The organism is Cobetia sp. MMG027 (assembly GCF_027947415.1).
In the GTDB taxonomy this organism is placed as follows: domain Bacteria; phylum Pseudomonadota; class Gammaproteobacteria; order Pseudomonadales; family Halomonadaceae; genus Cobetia; species Cobetia marina.
In genome coordinates, this window is sequence record NZ_JAQJIO010000002.1 from 1 (window position 1) to 17528 (window position 17528).

The window sequence follows — 17528 nt, forward strand, 5'->3', positions numbered from 1 at the left end:
GTGCTCAGTGAACCAGTGCTCAGTGAACCAGTGCTCAGTGAACCTGTGCTCAGTGAAGCGGAGCCATGCGATACCGCATGCCCCAGCACCACGCAGCGATAGGCGGGGTGATCGGTCGGGCGCATCGCTGGCTCGCCTGGCGAGTTATCCTCAACCGGCTCGTCTGCCTCGCTCACATCCTTGCCTTCTCTGGCCGTCATGATGGCGAATCAGTTCTTCGGATGCAGGATCACCAGATCCCCGCGCAACGCGACGCCCGCGACGACATTGCCCGCGTGGCACTCGTACTTCTCGCTGCTGGAGTAGGGCACGTTGTCATAGTCGCTGCGAATGTTGATGACGGCATTGGCCCCGTATTCCCGCGCCTTTTCCTGCAGCTCGCGCAGCGCCGACAGGAACACCCAGCGGCAGGCCGCGGCATCGCTCTTGTTGGTCGCGTTGGTCTTCGGGTTCACACGTGCCCAGCCACGCTTCTCGATGCGCTCGTAGGGCTGCTTGTCACCGAAGAAGAAGGCCACATCCTTGCCCAGTCGCTGACTGGCCGCAGTGCTGGCCATCACCGGCATGATGGGCAGGAAGTGCTGCGTATCCCGCGCCTGTGCCGGCGCGGAGGCCAGCAGCCCGGCCGCGCCGAGCACCAGGGCGGACACCAGCACGCGTCCCCGCGACAGGCGGCCGGCCGGCGCCGTGCTGGCGTGGGCCATGGGGTGTGACGAGGAAACGAACGACTGAGCAACGGATGACGCCATCTGACACCTCTCCTGACAGGGTTTGACTGGCTCGACGCCAGGGAATATCGCCTTCATCCAGCCAACGGCGTGAGCCAATCACACCATAGACCATGCAGCGGGCGCGTATCTTGCGCCAGTTGTGACCCGCTGCAAAGTCGTCTGGTGGCGACAGTCACGCACCCGATGACACCGAGGGCCGTGCGGGCGTCGTCAGCCCTGCCAGCGCCGCAGGATCAGCGAGGTGTTGATGCCGCCGAAGGCGAAGTTGTTGCTCATCACCGTATCCGTCTCGATCTCGCGGCCGCCGTCACGCAGGTAGTCCAACGCCGCGCAGCGCGGGTCGATGTCCTTGAGGTTGGCGGTGCCGTGGAACCAGCCTTCGCGCATCATCTCGATGGCGATCCAGGCTTCCAGCGCGCCGCAGGCCCCCAGGGTATGGCCGGTGTAGCTCTTGAAGGCACTGATGGGCGTGCGTTCCCCGAACACGGCATGGGTGGCGTGACTCTCGGCGATGTCGCCGCGCTCGGTGGCGGTGCCATGCGCGCTGACATAGCCGATCTCGCTGGCCGAGAGGCCGGCATCGTCAAGGGCCATGCGCATCGCGGCCTCCATCATGTCGGCGTCCGGCTGGGTGACGTGGCGGCCATCGGAGTTGGTGCCGAAGCCGAGAATCTCGGCGTGGATGGTCGCGCCACGCGCCAGGGCGTGGTCCAGCTCCTCGAGGATCAGCGTGCCGGCCCCTTCGCCGATCACCAGCCCATCGCGCTCGGCATCGAAGGGTCGCGGCGAGCGGTCCGGGCGGTCATTGCAGGTGCTGGTGGCGAACAGAGTGTCGAACACCGCGGCATCGGCGGCGGACAGCTCCTCGCAGCCCCCGGCGACCATCGCTATCTGGCGGCCGAAGCGAATCGCCTCATAGGCATAGCCGATGCCCTGGCTGCCGGAGGTGCAGGCGCTGGAGGTGGTGTGAATCCGCCCCTTGATGCCGAGAAAGACGCCGATGTTCACCGGCGCGGTATGCGCCATCATGCGGATGTAGGAGTTGGCGTTGAGGCCATCGGTGGAGTGGTTGATCAGCATGTTGCCGAAGTCCGCCACCGCGTCCGGCTCACCGGCGGACGCGCCGTAGGCGATGCCCATCTGGCCGCTCTCCTTGAGCGGGCTGTCACTCAGTCCCGCGGCTTCCAGCGCCAGCTCGCTGGAGCGGGTCGCCAGCTGGGCCACGCGTCCCATGCTGCGCAGCGCCCGGCGGTTGTAGTGCTTGGGCAGTTCGAAATCGTTGACCGGCGCGCCGAGACGCGTGTTGAGACCCTCGTACTTGTCCCAATCCTCGATATAGCGGATGCCGGTGCGGCCCGCGGCCAGATTGGCGCGCAGGGTCGGCCAGTCATTGCCGATGGGCGAGAAGCCATGCATGCCGGTGACGACGACGCGATGGCCGCGCAGTGGGGAAGAGGGAGCTGTCATCAGAACATCCCTCCGTTCACCGCGATGGTCTGGCGGGTGATGTAGCCGGCATCCTTCGAGCACAGGAAGGCCACGGTGGCGGCGACTTCCTCGGCCTCGCCCGCGCGGCGCATGGGAATCATCTTCAGCGCCTCGTCCATCTCGACCTCTTCGGTCATCTCGGTGGCGATGACCCCCGGCGCGACGGCATTCACGGTGATGCGGCGCTTGGCCAGCTCCACCGCCAGCGCCTTGACCGCGCCGATCAGCCCCGCCTTGGCGGCGGAATAGTTGACCTGACCGCGATTGCCCATCATGCCGGACACCGAGGACATCACGATGATGCGCCCCGGCTTGCGGCGACGCACCATCGGCATCGCCAGCGGCTTGACCACGTTGTAGAAGCCATCGAGGTTGGTGCGGATCACGCTGTCCCAGTCCTCATCGGTGAGCGCCGGGAAGGCGTTGTCGGCGTGGATGCCGGCATTGCAGATGACGCCGTAGTAGCAGCCGTGGGCCTCGACATCGGCCTCCAGTGCGCTGCGTGCGGCCTCGCGGTCGGCGACATCGAAGCTCAGGATGCGCGATTCACCGCCCAGGGCGCTGATCTCACGCGCGACCTCCTCGGCGGCGTCACGGCGCGAGCGGCAATGCAGCACCAGATTGTAGCCTTCGCGGGCCAGACGCAGCGCGATGGCGCGGCCGATGCCACGGCTGGAGCCGGTGACCAGAATCCACTCGCGCGTCTCATTGGCAGCGGCGGCACCCTGGTTGTCAGCAGGGGAAGTTCGAGTAGCGGGGGGTGTGACGGACATCAGACATTACCTTGCGGTGCGGCACCGGCAGCATCCTGCTGACCGGGTGAGTGTTCTTGTGAGTGTTCTTGTGAGTGTTCTGGTGAGCGCCCCTGTGGGCCTGCTTCAGGGCTTCCTTCCTCCGACACGGCAGACGCCACGGCCTGGGCGGGCGGCTCGAAGACATTCACGCCGGCACGGGCGACCTGCGTGCCGTGCTCGTCGCTGAGGGTGGCCTTGAAGGCGCCCAGACCGTTGTCGGCGCGATAGTCGAGCTGCACGTCTATCTGCCAGCGTTGCCCGCAGGCGAAGGCGGGCAGATCGCTCTCATAGCGGCGGCTGCCGAGCAGAAACCCGACGCGGGGTGACTGGCCTGTGCGCGCGGCCTGCAGGCCGGACCAGGCGGCGATGGCCTGGGCCATCCACTCGAGCCCGACCCAGGCGGGAATCACGGCCTGGCCAGCGCCGTCCTGCTCCGCGAACAGATCCTCGGGCGAGGGGCGCACGCTCGCGCTCAGCGAGTGCTCGTCACAGGCCAGCACCTCATCCAGCAGGCACATGCCCGCCTCGTGTGGCACATAGGGGCCGATGGCGCAGGGCATGACGGGATAGCCCCCGTCACGGGAAGACGTGCCGTCGGGTAGCGGCGTGGCGGGGGTAGCGGTCGGGGTCAGCATGCAGAGGACTCCGGGTCGGTGGCGTGACGTTCCAGTATCAGCGAGATGTTGTTGCCGCCGAAGGCGAAGGCATTGCTCATCACTCTGAGCGGCGGGGTCTCGGGGCGGTCACGATAGACGATGTTGAGCGCGGGCAATGACGGGTCCAGTGCCTCACGCGGGGTGGCGTGCGGCGGCAGGCGACCATGTTCCAGCGTCAGCCAGCAGAAGGCGGCTTCCAGTGCCCCGCAGGCCCCCAGCGTATGGCCGGTGAGGGCCTTGGTGGAACTGACGGCGGGCGGACGGTTTGCTGCCTCGTCGCCATCGGGACCGAACAGGCGGCTGATGGCGAGGCTTTCCATGGCGTCATTGAGCGGCGTGGCCGTGCCGTGCAGGTTGATGTAGTCGATCTCGCCGGGGGCGCGGCCGGCGCTGGCGAGCGCGCCACGCATCGCGGCCTCGGCGCCGCTGCCATCCGGGCAGGGTGCGGAGATGTGATGGGCATCGCTGGATTCGCCGACGCCGGTCAGCTGCACGCCACCGTGCTCCGGCGTGACCACGAACAGCACCGCGGCCTCGCCCAGATTGATGCCGTCGCGCGCGGCGCCCAGGGGCTGGCTTTGCTGGCGGCTGACGGCCTCCAGACTCATGAAGCCCTTCACCGTCATGTGGCACAGGCTGTCGGCCCCACCGGCGATCACCGCATCACACTGCCCGGAGGCCAGCAGACGCCGTGCGCTGGCCAGGGCCTTGGCGCTGGAGGTGCAGGCGGTGGAGAGGGTGTAGACCGGCCCGCGCGCGCCGCTCAACCAGGCCACGCACTCGGCGGGCGCGCCCAGTTCCTGACGGCGGTATTCAAAGCTCTCCGGCCAGCTGTCGGCGCTCGGCGTGCCCTGGGCAACGGCGGCGCGCTGGGCGTCCATCGCAGCTTCCGTCTCACCGATACCGGAGGTACTGGTGCCCAGCACCACGCCGATGCGCTCCGGCGCGATGCCCTGGCGCTTGAGGGCCTCAAGCTCCGGTGTCAGCTGCTCAAGCGCGGTGGCCAGCAAGCGGTTGTTGCGTGAGCGCAGCGGGGCCGGCCAGTCGCTGTCATCCACCAGCCGCGCGGTGACACGGCCCAGTGACAGCGGCGTGCCGGGACTGAAGTCATCACTGACGCGCAGGCCGCGACTGGCGCTGAACAGCGCACTGCTGATCAGCCCGTGGTCGGCGCCCAGCGGACAGACGATACCGGGCCGAGACAGACGGCATGGGCTGCGAGGGGTGAGGCCATGGCGGGTATCAGGTGCCTCGGGTGTGACGGGTTCAGTCATGCGGGGAAGCTTCCGGTGAGTCGTCAGGGGCTGGGGGAAGACAGGGGATCTAGCGTCATCTGCATCTCGGTGGCCGGGTCCCGCAGGATTACGCGGCCTTCGGCGTCGCGGGTCAGCTCGGCCATGCGCTCGCCATCGCGCAGGATGAGGCGCTGCGCGGTCTGGTGAGGCGTGTCCCACTCGCCGTGCTGCACCAGTTGCCAAACGCTGCCGGCAAAGGCGTCATCGATCGCGGCCTGTGGCCAGTGGACCCAGGCGATGCGACGGGCCAGCCAGTCGGCGGTGAAGGGCAGCTTGTCGAGCACCTCGGGGCGGGCCTTCTCGAAGCGGCTGCCATCGGCGTCATGCACCAGTGTCAGCAGTCGCTGGCCCTGCACGCTGAGCAGCACCAGCCGCATGGCCTCGGGCGATTGGCGCAGCACGCCGATGAGGGGCGGCAGGTCGCGAGCCTCGTCCTCAGCGGCGTCTGCTGCCGCGCGATTCTCGCTGGCCTCACTCTTGTTACGCTCAACGCGCAGAATCAGACGTTGGGTGCTGCTCTCCTGCAGGCTCGTCAGGGCTGGCATCGGGCTCTCGGCGCTGAGCGGACCGGGCACGAGCAGGCTGCAGCCGCTCAACAACAGGCTGATCGCCAGCAGCAGTCCGACGGATCGCCGCCCGACTGAGACGGCATGAGGCGAGAGACGCATGGATATCATGACGATACTTTACCTTTTCTGGCGTCATTCTGCCGCGTGCCGGCCGTTGAGAGAGCGCTTGCGGCGGGCTCGCAGGTCTCCGCTTGCGTCGCCTGCGCTGCCGAGAGCGTGGCCAGTGCGGTCAGGCGACGACGACTGGCGCTGACGAAGGGATTGGCCTCGTCCCAGGCGTAGCCGGCGAGGACCGAACTGATCATCTGGCGAATGCGGTCCGGCGAGCGAGGGTGATAGATGATGTCGGTCAGGCGGCTGTCGTACCAGGCGGTGACAAACTCGCGGAACACCTCGATGCCACGTCGCAATGGCAGCTCGTATTCGCTGGCCCAGTCCGGGCGCTGCTCATCGCGGGTCGCGGTCAGTTCGCGCGCGACCAGCGGCGCGGCGCGCAGGGCGGATTCCAGCGCGATGGTCACGCCGGAGGAGAACACCGGGTCCAGAAACTCGCCGGCATTGCCGAGCAGTGCATAGCCCGGGCCATGCAGGCGGCTGACATCGGCGCTGTAACCGCCCAGCGACTGCACGGCATTGGCAGGCGTGGCATCGCGAAGCAGCTCCGCCAGGCGCGGTTCTTCCATCACCCACTGCCACAGGCGTGTCTGCACATCATCCCCGGCGGCAGGCTCGATCAGCTCACGCGGGCCGACCACGCCCAGCGAGGCGCGGCCATTGGCGAAGGGAATCAGCCAGTACCAGACATCCGGATGCTTCGGGTGCGAGGCGATCAGGATAGTGTCGCGACGATAGCCCTCGGCGGGCGGCGCGAGGTCGGCGATGCCATCGTGGACATGGCCGAACAGCGCCATGCGTGGCTCCAGTCGCGGGTCACGCTCAAGCGCCTCGAGCCGTGCCAGCACGCGCCCATAGCCGCTGGCATCCAGCACGAAGGCGGCGTGAAGCTCGCGGCCATCGGCCAACGTGAGACGCGGCCCCTGAGCATGGCCAGCGGTGTCACTCTGCGTGGGGCGAGCGGGAGTGAAACCGGTGACGGTGACGCCGAATTCGACCTCGGCCCCCGCCGCCCGTGCGCCTTCGATCAGACGCTGGTCAAAGTCGGCGCGCTCCACCTGCCAGGTGGTGCCGGGGCCCTCGCTGAACTTGTCGCGGAAGTCGATCACGCGATGCTCGCCGCGGCGGGTGAAGGCCGCACCGGTCTTGCGCTGATAGCCTCCGGCGGCGGCGGCCTCCATCAGGCCGCAGGCCTCCAGATGCTGCATGCAGCGCGGCAGCAGGCTCTCGCCGATGGAGAAGCGCGGGAAGTGGCTGCGCTCCAGCACGCGTACCGCATGGCCGGCGCGCGCCAGCCAGGCCGCCGCCGCCGCCCCGGCAGGTCCGGCGCCGATGATGATGACTTCCTTGCGTGGTGGGTTGTTGCTGCGATCTGCCGATTCCATGGCATCGTCCCCTGTCGTTGTCGTTATGTGTTCATGACGGCATTCGTGTTCCCGCCTCCGTCTGGCCCGCGTGACGAGATCGCCTCAACTGCGGGCGAAGGGCACCAGGCACCAGGTGGCCGTCAGCCCCAGCAGGCAGGCCAGCCCCAGTGCGGCCAATGCCGGTGTCTGACTGAAACTCAACAATCCGAAGGCTAGCAGGCTGGAGGCACATGACAGCGAGATCGCCAGCAGACTGGCCTGCGAGGCGCGGCTGGCGGTGGCCTCTGCGTTGCCTTGTTCGGTTTTGTCATTCGCTCTTCGCGCGGGATTACCTTTCTCTGCGCTGCGCGCGGGATGCTCGGCACAGAAGATACCCGCATCCAGGCCAATCCCCAGTACCAGCAGCAGGCCCAGCAGGTGGAACAGGTTGAGGCCGACGCCCGCCAGCGTCAGGGCGGCGAGCGTCAGTAACAGTCCGCCCAGCGGCGGCAACAGGGCGCGCCAGGTGCTGCGGCGATAGCGCAGCGCCAGCAGCAGGCTGATCACCACCACTGCAGTGCTGACCAGCCAGGCCATTTCGCTGCGAATGCTGCCGAGCGTCGTCGAAAGCCTGGCGACCTGATCGACGTACTCGAGGCGGTCATCGCCTGCCGCGAGGCGTGCCAGGGCGGCGCTACCCTCGGCCGTGACGTCACCAAAGCGCACGATGCCGATGGCGGCAGTGCGTGAGTCGAGCCACAGTCGCTGGCCCATCTCGCCGGCGGGCAGCGTGACCCAGTCGGCCGGACGCAACGGATGGGCGCTTTCGATGGCCTGCTCGGCACGTTTCACCAGCGCGGCGGGCAGGCCCGCCTGGCGAAGCACCTGGGGCAGCAGGGTGCGGGTGCGCTCACGCATGGCGCTGAGGTTGGCCTGCTGCTGGGCAAGCGTCGGCAGTTGCTGGGCGAGGCTCGCCCAGTGCCCCAGTTGCTGCTGGGCATCCAGCTGCTGGAAGGTGCCTTCCAGTGCCTGCAGGCGCGTGAGCAGCGCGGCGTCGTCCTCGGCCTGCACGATCAGGTAACGCAGGCCGTCCGGTTCGGCGAGCAGGCGCTGGACCTCGCGTTGCTCATCGATCAGCGACGCAGGCGAGGGGTTGAGCTGAGTGAGACGGTCATCGCTGCGCAGTCCGTAGAGGCTGGCCAGCGCGGCCAGCAGCAGCAGACCCAGCGCCTGCCAGCTGCGCCTGCCGGGAAGTACGCGTGCCAGCCATCCTGCAGCGCGGGCGGCGGGGGAATCCTTGCGGGTGGCATCCGCCGGCAGTGGCAGTTGCGGCAGCCACAGGCGCACGCTCAGCCAGGCGCCGAGCAAGCCGAGGGCGGCGAACATGCCCATCTGGCGCAGGCCGGGCATCGGCGTCAGGGTGATGGCCAGATAGGCGGCGAGGCTGGAGCACAGCCCCAGCGTCAGACCCGGCCACAGCGCGGCGAGCCCGCCGCGACCGTCTGTCGTCGCCAGGCGGCGCATGCATTCCAGATGCAGCACGTAATCGATGGAGATGCCGATCAGGCTGGCGCCGAAGGCCAGCGTCAGCACATGCAGGCTACCGAAGGCCCACCAGGTCAGCGGCAGCGCGAACAGCACGCCCGTGGCCACCGGCACCAGCAGCAACGGCAGCCGTCGCGGGGTGCGGAACACCGCCCACAGCAACAGCAGCACGCCGATCAGCGAGCCGAGCCCGATGGTCGACATCTCCTGTCTGGCCTGCTGCGCCCCGGCACTGGCATGGAAGACCAGTCCGGAGCGCAGCAGCCTGACGTCGGGGTAGTCGGCCCTCACGCCATCCACGGCCTGTTCCAGCGCCTGCTGATCCCCCATCGCGTAGGCGCTGCCGGTGAGGGTGGCGCTAATCAGACGGTAACCGTTGCCAGGCTGCTCACCGCTTGACGTCGGAGCGCGCAGCAACAGCTGGCCGCCGGACAGCGACAGGTTGGCGGGTGTCAGCCAGTCCTGCCAGGCGCCGGCGAGACCGAAGGGGTCATGGATCAGGTCGCGCTGGCCGCCGGGCTGGAACAGCTGCCTGAGGGCGCGCGCCTGCCACTGCTCGTCACTCAGCTCGGCAAGCCGCGGGGCGATCAGGGCCGGCTGGACCTCGGCCGGCAGGCGCAGGCTGGCGAGGCTCTTGCCGTCATCCAGCGTCGCGAGGGGGGCGAGCGCCTGACGCAGCGCCTGGGCGGCGGCGTCACGCTGCTTGAGTGACGCGGCGCTGGCATCGCGTGCGCCGACCAGCATCACCAGCCGGTTGGCGGTGTCCTCCAGCGATTCGGCGCGCGCCGCCAACGGGCTGCGTTCCTGCGCTGGCAGCATGGCGGTGATGCGGGTGTCGATGGCGCCTCGCCATGGGCTCTGCGGGGCGAGCTTCCCGGCCAGCAGCACCGCGCACAGCAGCAGCACGCCAGCCCACAGCCAGCGCCAGGCGGCGCGATCCAGCCCCGTGTCATGCGAGTCGCCGCGCCCTGTCATTCGGGGCACTGATCGCGCGGTGTCAGGGTCAGGGCGAGACGGTCACCGTCGCCGCTGGTGAGGGTCAGGTGGTCAAGCCAGCTGCCACCCTCGATCTCGAGGTGCTCGATGGCCTCGGCCAGACGGGCATCACGCGGTGTCAGGCTGGCCTGCCAGTCATCCGCGCTGCCGGTGAGCGTCAGGGTGAAGTGCTCCTCGAGCGCCTGCCAGTCGCCGTGGAAGAAGTTGACCAACAGCTCCGCCATCGCCTGCTGGTCGGCGGGCAGCGGCTCGCCATCCGGGCCTTCGCTGGCATTCGGGCGCATCTCGAGACGGTCCTCGATGGGGGAGGTGGTGTCCCACACCAGGCCTTCGGGCGCGTTCGGATCCCCGATCAGATGGAACTGGCCACGACTCTTGAGCTGTGCGCCGACATCCTCGAGCCAGCGGGTCTGCTGGAAATCACCGCAGACAGGAGCGGTGCGCGCCAGCTGTTGGGTCAGGGCGCGGGCGTCGAATTCGGCGGCGCTGGCCCCGAAGGCACTGGCAGTCAGCAGCAGGGCAGTGGCGGCAATGGCAAGGCGTGACGTCATCACGGCGTTCCTCGTGTCGGGGGCGGGGTGGCAGGCGCGTCCTCGTCGCCTGTCTGTGACGGGCTGGTCTGTGACTGGCTGGCCTGCCAGGCGGCCAGCCGCTCGCTGAGCGCAGGCGGCGAGGCCAGCAGCATCTCACCATCCGCGAGTCCGACGGCGACCTGCACGCTATGGCCACGGGTCAGGCGCTTGCCGCTCTCGACATCGCGGATCACGTAATCGAGCTTGAGGCGGTTTTCCCACTCGCGCAGGCGCGCGGTGACGGCGATGCGCTGGCCGAAGCGCGCCGGGCCCGCGTAGCGCAGGCGCAGGTCGATCACCGGCCAGGCATAGCCTGACTCGCGCATCTGAGGGTAGTTGTAGTCGAGCATGTCGAGCAGCTTGCAGCGGGCGATCTCGAGATAGCGCACGTAATGGCCGTGCCAGGCGACTTCCATCATGTCGACGTCGTGGAAGGGCACTTCCATTTCCACCGTGGCGCTGGGCATCGGCGTTTCGGCGGGCTGGTTCATGGCGTTTTTCTCGCTCAAGGCTGTCTGTTCGCTCAAGGCTGTCTGCTCGCTCAGGGCTGTCTGCTCGCTCATGCGTGGGCCTCGTCTGCGCTCAGGGCCCAGTGGCGCTCACGGATGCGTGCACACAGCAGGCGCAGGTCGGCTTCCAGGCCGCGATCTTCCTCGAGCGGGGCGATGTCCTCGCGCAGCTCGCTGACGAAGGCCGCCAGGCTCGGCGGCGTGGCGCTGTGGCCGGCGATGGCGGCGCGGTGCTCGCAGCCCTGTGCGGCGGCGTGCAGGGTGGCGGCGGCGACCTGCTCGACCAGCGCCAGCACGCGCAGGGCATCCCGCGCGGCGATGGTGCCCATGCTGACCTTGTCCTGATTGTGGCATTCGGTGGAGCGCGAGAAGACGCTGGCCGGCATGGTCAGCTTGAGGGCTTCCGCCGTCCAGGCCGAGGCACCGATCTGCACCGCCTTGTAGCCATGGTTGAGCGGCGCGCGCTCAGGCGTGGCACCGCTGAGGTTGCTGGGCAGGCCACGGTTGTAGCGGCTGTCAACCAGCAGGGCCAGCTGGCGGTCGAGCAGGTCGGCCAGGTTGGCGACCGCCGTCTTGAGGCTGTCCATCACCATCGCCACATGGCCGCCGTAGAAGTGGCCGCCGTGGAGGATCTTGCCGGCCTCGACATCGATCAGCGGGTTGTCGTTGGCGCTGTTGAGCTCGGTCTCCAGGAAGCGGCGCCACCAGTCGAGACTGTCCTCGACCACGCCGATGACGTGGGGCGCGCAGCGCGTCGAGTAGCGGTCCTGCAGGCGCGGTGAGTTGATCGGTGTGGCATCGACTTCCGGCGCCGCCGGGTGGGCCAGATCATCGCGCAGCCACTGCGCCACGCGGGCCTGACCGGGATGCGGCTTGGCGGCGAACAGGTCGGCATCGAAGTGGTAGGGATTGCCTTCCAGCGCCTGCACGCTGAGCGCGGTGATGCGCGCACTCAGACGGCTGAGGTAGCAGGTGCGACCGAAGGCCAGTGCAGCGAGGGCCGTCATCACGGCGGTGCCGTTCATCAGCGCCAGGCCTTCCTTGGGGCGCAGCACATAGGGTGTCAGGCCGTGCTGGGCGAAGACGTCAGCGGTCGGGCGCAGCGCATGGGGCTGGCCTGCGCCGGGGCGCACCCACACCTCGCGCTCGCCGCACAGCACGGCGGCGAGATAGGACAGCGGAGTGAGATCGCCACTGGCCCCCACCGAGCCTTCCTCGGGGATGCGCGGCAGGATGTCGTGGTCGAGCAGCCAGACAAGGCGTTCCAGCAGCGCCAGGCTGACCCCGGAGACACCACGGCACAGCGAGACGAGGCGCACCATCACCACCGCGCGACTGCTGACTACGTCAAGGTCCGCGCCCATGCCACAGCCGTGGAAGGTGTAGAGGTGGCGTGGCAGGGCCTCGAGGTCCTCTGCCCCCTGCACGGCGCGGGTCACGGAATCGCCATAACCGGTGGTGACGCCGTAGACCACGCCTTCCTCCTCCAGCAAGCGTTCCAGCAGGGCAGGGCCTGCCTCGATGCGCGCTTGGAAGGCAGGCGCATCACTCAGGCGTACGCCACACCGGCCCTCGGCGACGTCGATCAGCTGCTCGAGGGTGATATCACTGCCGTCGAGCGTCAGCGCCGGGGCAGTGGTTGAGACGGGATATGACATGACGAGGTACCTGAAAGCCGAGAGCCTGAAAGACGGACAACTGAATCTGAACCTGAATCTGAGCCTGAGCTTGATCCTGAATCTGAATCTGAACCTGAAACAGAGAAAGACGGGGTGACGCGCCAGCCGTCAGGTCACTCGCTCGGACCCCGAGGCACCTTCGCTAGAGGTCGGGACGTCGGGCGCCTGGTGCCAGAAGTCGAAGAAGTTGAACCATTGCAGCGGGTGGCGTCTGACACGCGCCTCGAGATGACCGGCATGGCGCTGCATGGCCTGCTCAATCCATGCCTCGCGGGTGCTGCGCTTGACGGCGCGGCTGTCATCGAAGGGCGCGAAATCGACCCGGAAGCGGGGATTGGCACCGCCCTGCTCGCGCACGCAGCTCAGGGTGTAGACGTGACAGCGCAGCAGCGCCGCCAGCATGAAGGGACCCACGGGGAAGGGCGCAGGTTGATCGAGGAAGTCGCAGTGCTGGACACGGGCGCGGGTGACGGCGCTCTGTTCCACACCCTCCCGCTCGCTTCCCCCCGCGTTTTCCCGTTCTGCCGCATCGCTTTCGGGGGGAATCGGCACGCGGTCCGCGGCGATGACCACGAAGCCACCGCGATTGACGCGGTCACCCAGCGCCATGGCGGTGGCGGGGGTGATCTCGCTGACCTCGATCATCTGCGGCGGTTTGCGCCCGGTGGCCTGTTCCAGCAACTGGTTGAACTTCTCGGCGTGACGCGTGTGCACCAGCGCGCACAGGTCGATGTCGTGGCGCTCGCCGATGGCATTGATCACATCCAGATTGCCGTGGTGGGCGACGAGGATGATGCCGCCCTCGCCACGCAGCGCGGCATCGCGCAGGTCTTCCGGACCGGTGCCGGTCAGCGAGGAGAGCGGAATCTCGCCGCTCCAGGCCGAGACCTTGTCCATGATCGCCTCACCGAACTGCATGAAGTGGGCGAAGCTTCTGGCCCACAGGCGCAAGCCGCCAAGTCCGGGCTCCAGGCGTCTGAGGTAATCGAAGGAGGCACGTCGCGCCACGCCGCGCAGCAGGAAGTACCACATCAGCACCGGGAACAGCGCGATGCGAAACGGCCAGGCCCCGAGCCGACGGCGGATCGTCACCATCAGCCGCATGCCGCTCAATGAGCCGGTTTCGGACAGGCGGGCCCAGTGATTGGGCGCGACGCTGTCGTCGGCGGTCTGTGCTGCACGGTCTTCGCCATCTGTCAGCGCGTCATCTTGAGCGTGGGCGGTTTGCCGCTTGCCGCCTCGGCGGCTCAGCGTGCGCCAGGCCAGTGACGGCGAGCGCAGCAGCATGCCGCAGAACAGGCGGGTATGCATGGCGCTGATCAACAGGTTGTCGTGGCCGGGGCGGAAGTGGCTGACGCCTCCGGTGGGGTAGCTGACACGCACCGGCAGGTTGGCCACCTCGCCCCCGGCCCAGTACCAGCGCACCAGTACCTCGGTGTCGAAGGACATGCGATCGCCACAGTCATTGCGCGCCAACAGGCGATTGGTGGCGGCCAGCGGGTAGAGGCGCACGCCGCACATGGTGTCGCGGATGGCCAGCGACAGGGTGTTGATCCATACCCAGACATGTGAGGCGTAGCGACCGTAGAAGCGGATGCGCGGCACGCTGGCATCGTATTCGGGATAGCCGATCTGCAGGCAGTCGGGATTGTCCTGCATGCCCTTCAGGAAGGCGGGCAGGTCGCTGACATCGTGCTGGCCATCGGCGTCCACCTGCAGGGCATGGGTGAAGCCGAGCTGCTCGGCAGCCTGCAGGCCACTGCGCACCGCCGCTCCCTTGCCGCCGTTGTGCGTGCGACGCACCAGGTGATGGCCCTCGGCCGCCAGCTGATCGAGTACCTCGGCGCAGGGGGCACTGCAGCCATCATCCACCAGCACGATGGGCAGGCCGAACGGCGCCAGGCCCGCACACACGCCGGCGATGGTGGCGGGGTGATCGTAGACCGGGATCACCACGCAGGCGCGCAGGGCGTTGCTCTGTTCAGGGGCGCTCTGGCGAGAGAGATGCTGCTCAGAATCGTACTGCGAGTCGCTCACAGGCGCAGGGGATTGGCTCATGACGCCTCCGAGGTGGAATGGGGGGATGGGATGGCCGCGGGCCTGTCGTCGCGGGCGACGTCCGGAGCATGCGGCTGACCATGACGCAGCCGTCCACTGGCATGCAGGCCTGCGCGGGATTCCAGCCGGAAGTCGAGGCGCAGGCCCTGGGCGTCTTCCAGCAGGTGAGTGCCCAGCGTGAAGCGCATGCCGGGCAGCAGCAGGTTGGAGAACTTGAGGCGTTCCAGGCGCAGAAAGGGCGCATCGTCCATGCCTACGCCGTTCACCCGCAGTGTCCTGCCTTGCTCGCGTGCCCACTTGAGCATCACCACGCCCGGCACCAGCGGTTGGGCGGCGAAGTGGCCGTCGAGATAGACCAGACCATCAGGCACCTCGGCTTCCAGGGTGTTCTGCTGTGGCCCGCTGGAGGTGTCTCCCAGCCAGCGTGGCAGGCGCGGATCATCGAGATCGGCGAACAGCCGCGCGATGGAATCCGCGGTGAACTTGCCCTGGGCATTGAGCGGCAGGCGCGTGACGAAGCGCCAGTAGCGCGGCAGGGCGATGCGCTCGAAGCCCGGCATCAGCGCGCGGCGCAGGCGGGCGATCAGATCGCGGCGGCTGGCGTGATCCTGCGGCAGCGCGTGCTCATCCATCACCACCACCGCGCCCAGGCGATGCTCACGCGTGGGCATCGTCAGGCAACGCACTTCAAGCACCTCCGCTTGCTCGCTCAGGCAGCGCTCCACCGCGCTCAACGAGACCCGCTTGCCGGCCAGCTTGACCAGCCGATCACTGCGCCCCAGCAGCTGAAAGCGTGGCGCCGCGTTCCGTGCGTCGTCACCCTCTGCCGCGTCCTCCACCAGCGCCGCCTTGTCGGCCTGTTGCCACCACTGATCAGGCGCTTCCAGAAATGGCGAGCGCACCGCGAAGCCCGGCGAGAAGGTGATCTCCACTGCCGGCAGCGGCGTCCAGTAGGCTGTCTCTTGCTGGCGGCGCCGGGCGATGCCGCCCGTCTCGGTACTGCCGTAGAGTTCGATCACCGGTGCCTTCAGGCTGGCCTCGGCATGACGGGCGGCCTCTGCCGGCAGCGGAGCGCCCGAAGAAAAGACCCGCAATACCTGACCGAGTTCCGCCAGAGGGGCGGCGGATGGCGTCTGTTCATCGGTCTGTGGCAGACGCGCCAGCTGGGCCGGAGAGCTGACCAGCTGGCAGCGATGACCAAGCCCGGAAAGCTGGGCGATGGCGGCGGCCAGCTGCTCCGGGTAGTGGCAGGCTTCGCTCAGGAACGGCACGCCTTCGCTGAGCGGACGCAGCAGCGAGACCAGCAGGCCGTAGATGTGCTGATGGCTGACCTGACTGAGGCTGACGGTGTCCGGCGTGGACGCCAGGGCAGTGTCAGGGCCTGTCGCCAGCGGCCATAGCGCGCGATGCACGGCCAGTTCGGCCTCGAGCTGGTCGAAGCGCTTGGCGATGCGCAGTGGCTCGCCGGTGGAGCCGGAGGTGCAAAGCTCCAGTGCGATGCGTGCGGCATCGGGCGTGGTGTCCGGTCGTACAGGGGCAGGTGCAGAAGCCGTCGCGGCAGTACCTGCAGGGTCGGGCTGTCCCGGTGGCCAGCCATCGGCGGTGGTCTCGGGGAGCTGGCCGGCGCTGTCGCCCGCCAGACGTGCCAGGGTCTCGGGGCGGTCATCTCCCGGCAGGATCGCCCGCATGCCGCGTTCCCACAGCGCCAGCAGCTGTACGCAGGCGCCCAGCGTGGTGGGCTGGAACAGCACCCAGCGTGCGCCGGGCTGGCGGGCGTCGTGATCACCGGGCAGGCAGTCCAGCCAGTGATGCCAGGCGTCCACGCGCGCCATCAGTTCGGCACGCGTCAATGCGCGCAGTGGGTGACCGGGGATGGCCAGCCAGCAGGCCGGCGCCTCGGGTGACTGTTCGGCGAGTTGACGCCAGACATGCTGCGTCAACAGCGACGTGACCGGCGTATCCGGGCTGACGGGAGATGAGTCAGGCATCAGGTGTGTGAACTCCGCAGGCGACGGCGAACCAGCCATTCACCGCCGAACAGGAGGCCCATCAGCACATAGCTGATCAGGCCGTTGTAGAGCGTCCAGGTCGCCAGGTCGGCATGCAGGGCCGTCCAGCCGGCGATGCTGGCATTGAAGAGGAAGAAGGCACACCACACCCGGGTGACCTGGCGGGTGTAGCGCACGCCGGCAGGGGGCAGGTCGGGTTCCTTGAGGCGTGCGAGGCGCTCGATCACCGGCATGCCGCGCCACAGGCTGGTGGCGAAGACGCTGAGCATGGCCAGATTGACCAGTACCGGATAGGCCCGCAGCCCGAGTTCGGCCTCGCTCGCCACGCTGATGCCCACCAGCAGGGCGGCCAGCCCCAGGCGCAGTGCCAGGTGCAGCGGCAGGCGCTGGATCAGCAGGGCGCCGAACAGGATCAAGGCCCACACCCAGGGCGACGAGTGTCCACTGACCGCGCCGCTGTCTGCGGTGAGGCGCGACAGCAGGGCGTAGACCAGCAGTGGCCAGCCAAGAGCGGCCACGATGCCCAGCACGCCGAGCAGCACCCTGCTCAGTGCGGGGCGCGTGCGGCTGTCAGGGGACGACGGCGTCATGCCTGGCGCTGTGTCAGCTGTTCGACGGCGGTGACCACATCATTGAGCGTGCGCACGCTCTTGAAGTCGTTGGCGTCGATGCGTCGGCCGGTGAACTTCTTGAGCTCGACCACCAGGTCCACGGCATCGATACTGTCGATGTCGAGATCCTCGTAGAGGCGCGCCTCCGGGTGGATGTCAGCGGCCTCGATCTCGAACAGCTCGATCAGGGTGATGCGGACATGGGCGTAGATCTCCTCGCGGGAGGGGGTCGGTTGATCAGCGCTCACGACGGGCCTCCACCATCTCGCGCAGCGCGTTGAGGCTGGCGAAGTGGGCCCGGGTGTCCTCGGATTCGGCATCCAGGGTGATGCCGTAGCGCTTCTGCAGCGCGAGGCCCAGCTCCAGGGCATCAATCGAATCCAGTCCCAGGCCGTCCACGAACAGCGGCTCATCGGCGACGATGTCGTCCGGGGTGATGTCTTCAAGCTCCAGCGTATCGATGATCAGCTGCTTGAGTTCCAGTTCCAGCGAGGTGGTATCACTCATGGGAAATCCTCTCTCTAGCGCGTCAGGGTCGTTGATCCATGGATCAGCG

At 68.1% G+C, this 17528-nt stretch carries 17 protein-coding genes; all 17 read right to left on the reverse strand.

Annotated features, from left to right (window positions below):
• The coding region (locus PJK54_RS02030; RefSeq protein WP_271302135.1) for a hypothetical protein at positions 1-200 on the reverse strand (200 nt) is incomplete at its 3' end.
• 9 nt (positions 201-209) lie between these two features.
• On the reverse strand, positions 210-749 hold the full coding sequence (locus PJK54_RS02035; RefSeq protein WP_240499664.1) for a heavy metal-binding domain-containing protein: 540 nt from the start codon (positions 747-749) through the stop codon (positions 210-212).
• A gap of 192 nt (positions 750-941) precedes the next feature.
• Positions 942-2198, reverse strand: coding sequence for a beta-ketoacyl-ACP synthase (locus PJK54_RS02040; RefSeq protein ID WP_271302136.1), 1257 nt, complete (start codon positions 2196-2198; stop codon positions 942-944).
• Positions 2198-2992 carry a 3-oxoacyl-ACP reductase FabG gene (gene fabG / locus PJK54_RS02045; protein ID WP_271302137.1) on the reverse strand — a complete coding sequence of 265 codons (795 nt, stop codon included), beginning with the start codon at positions 2990-2992 and terminating at the stop codon, positions 2198-2200. Before fabG ends, PJK54_RS02040 begins: the two co-directional genes overlap by 1 nt.
• Complete coding sequence (locus tag PJK54_RS02050) at positions 2992-3648, reverse strand: ApeP family dehydratase (protein ID WP_271302138.1); 657 nt, start codon at positions 3646-3648, stop codon at positions 2992-2994. Before PJK54_RS02050 ends, fabG begins: the two co-directional genes overlap by 1 nt.
• Positions 3642-4943: a beta-ketoacyl-ACP synthase gene (locus tag PJK54_RS02055; RefSeq protein WP_271302139.1), complete on the reverse strand. Its 1302-nt coding sequence runs from the start codon at positions 4941-4943 to the stop codon at positions 3642-3644. The genes PJK54_RS02050 and PJK54_RS02055 overlap by 7 nt, the downstream gene beginning before the upstream one ends.
• A gap of 23 nt (positions 4944-4966) precedes the next feature.
• Complete coding sequence (locus tag PJK54_RS02060; protein WP_271302140.1) at positions 4967-5641, reverse strand: DUF3261 domain-containing protein; 675 nt, start codon at positions 5639-5641, stop codon at positions 4967-4969.
• Positions 5638-7032 carry an NAD(P)/FAD-dependent oxidoreductase gene (locus tag PJK54_RS02065; protein ID WP_271302141.1) on the reverse strand — a complete coding sequence of 465 codons (1395 nt, stop codon included), beginning with the start codon at positions 7030-7032 and terminating at the stop codon, positions 5638-5640. The genes PJK54_RS02060 and PJK54_RS02065 overlap by 4 nt, the downstream gene beginning before the upstream one ends.
• An 84-nt stretch (positions 7033-7116) precedes the next feature.
• Positions 7117-9513: an MMPL family transporter gene (locus PJK54_RS02070; RefSeq protein WP_271302315.1), complete on the reverse strand. Its 2397-nt coding sequence runs from the start codon at positions 9511-9513 to the stop codon at positions 7117-7119.
• On the reverse strand, positions 9510-10085 hold the full coding sequence (locus tag PJK54_RS02075; protein WP_191237576.1) for a LolA family protein: 576 nt from the start codon (positions 10083-10085) through the stop codon (positions 9510-9512). Before PJK54_RS02075 ends, PJK54_RS02070 begins: the two co-directional genes overlap by 4 nt.
• Positions 10085-10669: an acyl-CoA thioesterase gene (locus tag PJK54_RS02080; RefSeq protein ID WP_271302142.1), complete on the reverse strand. Its 585-nt coding sequence runs from the start codon at positions 10667-10669 to the stop codon at positions 10085-10087. The genes PJK54_RS02075 and PJK54_RS02080 overlap by 1 nt, the downstream gene beginning before the upstream one ends.
• Positions 10666-12273: an HAL/PAL/TAL family ammonia-lyase gene (locus PJK54_RS02085; protein ID WP_271302143.1), complete on the reverse strand. Its 1608-nt coding sequence runs from the start codon at positions 12271-12273 to the stop codon at positions 10666-10668. The genes PJK54_RS02080 and PJK54_RS02085 overlap by 4 nt, the downstream gene beginning before the upstream one ends.
• A gap of 129 nt (positions 12274-12402) precedes the next feature.
• Positions 12403-14352 carry a glycosyltransferase family 2 protein gene (locus PJK54_RS02090; protein WP_271302144.1) on the reverse strand — a complete coding sequence of 650 codons (1950 nt, stop codon included), beginning with the start codon at positions 14350-14352 and terminating at the stop codon, positions 12403-12405.
• The gene (locus tag PJK54_RS02095) at positions 14349-16340 is read right to left on the reverse strand and encodes an AMP-binding protein (protein ID WP_271302145.1); all 1992 of its coding nucleotides are present in this window, start codon (positions 16338-16340) and stop codon (positions 14349-14351) included. The genes PJK54_RS02090 and PJK54_RS02095 overlap by 4 nt, the downstream gene beginning before the upstream one ends.
• Positions 16340-16951 carry a hypothetical protein gene (locus PJK54_RS02100; RefSeq protein ID WP_136938815.1) on the reverse strand — a complete coding sequence of 204 codons (612 nt, stop codon included), beginning with the start codon at positions 16949-16951 and terminating at the stop codon, positions 16340-16342. Before PJK54_RS02100 ends, PJK54_RS02095 begins: the two co-directional genes overlap by 1 nt.
• Positions 16948-17220, reverse strand: a complete 273-nt coding sequence (locus PJK54_RS02105) for an acyl carrier protein (RefSeq protein WP_271302146.1) — start codon at positions 17218-17220, stop codon at positions 16948-16950. The genes PJK54_RS02100 and PJK54_RS02105 overlap by 4 nt, the downstream gene beginning before the upstream one ends.
• Positions 17210-17479: a phosphopantetheine-binding protein gene (locus PJK54_RS02110; protein WP_077375262.1), complete on the reverse strand. Its 270-nt coding sequence runs from the start codon at positions 17477-17479 to the stop codon at positions 17210-17212. Before PJK54_RS02110 ends, PJK54_RS02105 begins: the two co-directional genes overlap by 11 nt.
• Positions 17480-17528: the final 49 nt, after the last annotated feature.